Raw genomic sequence first — 3,433 nt, forward strand, 5'->3', positions numbered from 1 at the left:
GCCCTCAGCCCGGTCCAAACCCGCTCGCACGGGCCAGCATCCGAAACCCTTCACAATAGCAGAACTTCGCTTGCAGCCGAGAAGCGGGCATTGCTGCCACGACCCCACAAGGTACGATCTCCACGATGTCCGTGGGCCTTCAGGCGCGTCGATCCCAGATCTCCGCCTGCTCTTTGCGAACCATCTCTTCGGCGCCGGCAGGGCGGACGGTGCGATAAGGCGGGTCGTCCGCCTCGATGACGCCGATGATCGCCTCGATCATCTCGGCGGGATCGTGCTGACGATCAAGCGCGCGCACCGGCCAGTGGGCGACGACGCGCTCGCCATGGTCCCACCACTGGTCCATGCTTTCCATGCCCGTGTCGTTGAAACCGGTGCGGAACGCGCCGGGGTTCACCGTCACCACCTGCACGCCATAGGGTTTCAGTTCCTCGTGCATCGCCGAGCAGATGCCCTCGACGGCGTGCTTCGATGCCGCGTAGGCGCCATCAAAGGGGACCTTGACCAGCCCGGCGACCGAGGATGTCCAGACGATCCGGCCAGCGCCGCGCTTCACCATGGCGCGCGCGAAGCCTTGGGCCAGCTCCAGCGCAGCGAAGACATTTGTCTCGAAGACCGAGCGGAACACCGAGATCGGGATCTCGACGATCGGCCCGGATTCCATGATGCCTGCATTGTTGAACAGGACGTCGATCTCAAGGCCCAGCGCCTTGGAACGATCGATGCCGTTCAGGACATCAAGCTTGATGACCTCCATGCCGACCTCAGCGTCTCTGGCTGCATTGCGCAGTTCCCAGACTTGCGGCCAGATCTGGCAGCCTGCGATGACGCGATGCCCGCGCCAAGCGAGGCCGAGCGCCACGCCACGGCCGAAGCCAGATGCTGCACCTGTCACCAGGACTGTCTTGCCCATCCCACATCTCCCGGCTTCATCGCTTCACGCGGTGATCTCACCCGTCCGGATCGCGACCCGGATCGCCTGTGCCGTCGTCGCGACGCCGAGTCGCTTGCGGATTCGCCGCAGATGGTTCTCGATCGTGCGCCCGGAAAGCCCCAGCGTCGCGGCGATCTCGCCCTGGCGACGACCGGCGGCCGTCCAGGCCAGAATCTCGCGCTCACGGCGGGTCAATTCCCCGTTTCCCTCTCCGGCCGGTGCTTCGAGAAGCCTCTGCGCCGCGAGAAAGGCGGCCCCTGCGACCAACGAAAGCGCGACCCTGGCACGAGGCGACGAGTCGATCCGTTCGCCGCCCAGGCTCATCGCCCCCTCCAGGCCCAGCGACCCGAATACCGGGATCTGGAGCCCATGGATGCCCCGGCCGCGCGGGGACCGGACGACGCGGTAGAGTTCGCCGCTCTCTTCCCTCGTCTTGGTCCAGAAGAACGGCTCGCGGACCTCGATGATATGGCGCGTCACCGGGCAGTGTCGGACATAGGTTTCGGCGTCGACGCGTTCGCCATCACCGAACCAGTCTCCTTCGACCCAGTAGATGCGGTCGAGCACGTCTTCCCGACCCGAGGATGCGGAGAACAGGACGAAACGGTCGTAGCCGAACGAGGCCGCGAAGGTGCGGACCGCCTGCTGGATGGCCGGCAGGCTCTCCGCACCTTCGATGGCGACGGCGATCGCAATCGCGGCCTCGTTCGGCGGGATCGTCACGCCACGCCGACCTCTTTCAGGATCGTGTCGGCGGCGAGCTTGCCGAGGGCGTTTCCGGCCAGAGGGCTATCCCCGGTCAGCAGCTTGCGGTCCCGGTGCACAGCGCCCGAGATGCCCTCGTTGAGGATGTCGAAACCGAGTGCCTTGAGCTTCTCGCCGAATTTCCAGGTCAGATGGCCCGGCATGTAGCCGATACCCGGCGTCTGGGCGTCCAGCGCATCGGGGAAGGCACAGATCTTGTAGCCCCGGTAAATGCCGCTGTCGCCGACCGCCAGGAAGGCCGCCGGCCCGTGGCAAAGCGAAACGACGAACCTGTCCTTGGCGGCGGCCCATTCCAGCACGGCCTTGACGTCCTCGCTCTCGGGGAGGCCGATCAGGGCGCCATGGCCACCCGGGATGAAGATCGCGACATAGTCGTCGAGCCCCTCGCCGATCACCTCGGACAGTTTCAGCGGCTGCTTGAACCGATCACGATATTTCGCGAACAGACCCTTGATCTCCCGGTCCTCGGACGGCATCGCCCAGAACTCGAACTTGACGGGGTTTCCGGACACGGTGGCCACGTCGAAGGTGAAGCCGGCCTTGTCGAGATGGTACATCGGCAGCAGCGTCTCGACCGGGTGGTTGCCAGTCGAGAAGAACGTGCCGTTATCGGTGAGCAGGTAGCGCTCGTCCGCGCCGATCATCAGGATCTTCTTCCCGCCTCTGTACGGGTTAGGATAGTCGGCGCCGCTCAAATTCGACTTCGGAGCCGTGAACTGGCTCAGCGAATAGGGAGAGGGAAAGAACGCGTTATCCTCGGCGGGGTCCCGGGTCGGGCGCTTGTCATCGGTCTGCGGATTGGCCACGGCATCCTCCTTCATCGTGAATGACGATCGACCTCAACCTAAGCCGCCGACACCGGGCGGCAATGAGGGTTTTCCCTCAACGCCAATGAACGCTCGCCGCCAGGCCGGCAAGCACCAGTTCCAGATATCCAGCGTTAACCCGGAAGCTGACATTCCTGATCGCCTGGAACGGCAGCGGCAGAGCCGACCAAACAGGGTATTTGGACGACAAGCCCGGTGCTTCGATGGATGCCAAGAATTCCGACCGGCGCCTGCATGTACTCCGTCGCCTCCGCGCGCTGGTGCAAGCGTAGAAGTGTGTCGGCGCCATCGACGACCCGACCAAACGCTGCGAAGCCTGCTCTGTCGGGGTTCCGGCCGCCACCTTCATCGAGTTCGGGCTGATCGCCGATGCAAATGAAGAATCCGTGGCCGCCGGTTCCAGGTGCACGTCGAGCCAGCGACAGCGTACCGTGGCGATGTCGCAAACCGCTCGATGAGGTCGGCTCATGGGGTACCGGTGGCAGCGGCGGCACACGCTCTTCACTTGGCGCGGGCGAGCCGAATTGGACCACCTCGATAGGATGCAGAGTGCCAGGCGGCTGGTTGGCAAGCGTCACAATCCTGTAGATCGTCGCAGCTTGAAGATGGCCGCCATCGACATAGGCTAGGAAGTTTGCAGCCGTGAGAGGTGCGCGCGCCTCATCGATGCCGAGCACCAAGCGGCCGTCTTCGGTATCGAACGTGACCAGCGTCAAACCATCGGCTTCCATCGAAATCTCCGTCAAACCCAGATCGCCAGAGAACGTCGCAACTGCGGACCATATGGCGTCATGCGGGGTACGGCTCGCAAGAGAGCCTTGATGCCTTTCTCGTGGGGCGTTGAGCGCCAATGGACTAAGCCGCTCTCGCGGCAGGGCGCTGCGGCGCGGTCATCGCTGAGATTTCG

At 64.2% G+C, this 3,433-nt stretch carries 4 protein-coding genes; all 4 read right to left on the reverse strand.

What is annotated here, in order from left to right; all coding sequences use genetic code 11:
• Positions 1-139: 139 nt before the first annotated feature.
• Positions 140-913 carry an SDR family oxidoreductase gene (locus tag NUV79_RS25100; protein ID WP_257735796.1) on the reverse strand — a complete coding sequence of 258 codons (774 nt, stop codon included), beginning with the start codon at positions 911-913 and terminating at the stop codon, positions 140-142.
• Positions 914-937: 24 nt separating this feature from the next.
• Positions 938-1,657 (reverse strand): PA1136 family autoinducer-binding transcriptional regulator, encoded by a 720-nt coding sequence (locus NUV79_RS25105; protein WP_257735797.1) that lies wholly within the window; start codon positions 1,655-1,657, stop codon positions 938-940.
• Complete coding sequence (hchA, locus tag NUV79_RS25110; RefSeq protein WP_257735798.1) at positions 1,654-2,505, reverse strand: glyoxalase III HchA; 852 nt, start codon at positions 2,503-2,505, stop codon at positions 1,654-1,656. Before hchA ends, NUV79_RS25105 begins: the two co-directional genes overlap by 4 nt.
• A 134-nt stretch (positions 2,506-2,639) precedes the next feature.
• Positions 2,640-3,257, reverse strand: a complete 618-nt coding sequence (locus NUV79_RS25115) for a peptidylprolyl isomerase (protein ID WP_257735799.1) — start codon at positions 3,255-3,257, stop codon at positions 2,640-2,642.
• Positions 3,258-3,433: the final 176 nt, after the last annotated feature.

Origin of the sequence: Allobosea sp. 47.2.35 (assembly GCF_024655635.1) — a bacterium.
Taxonomy (GTDB): domain Bacteria; phylum Pseudomonadota; class Alphaproteobacteria; order Rhizobiales; family Beijerinckiaceae; genus Allobosea.

Excerpts from the sequence above, each read along its gene's own strand:
- NUV79_RS25115 (WP_257735799.1), bottom strand. The coding sequence starts at position 3,257 with ATGGAAGCCGATGGTTTGACGCTGGTCACGTTCGATACCGAAGACGGC.
- NUV79_RS25100 (WP_257735796.1), bottom strand. The coding sequence starts at position 913 with ATGGGCAAGACAGTCCTGGTGACAGGTGCAGCATCTGGCTTCGGCCGT.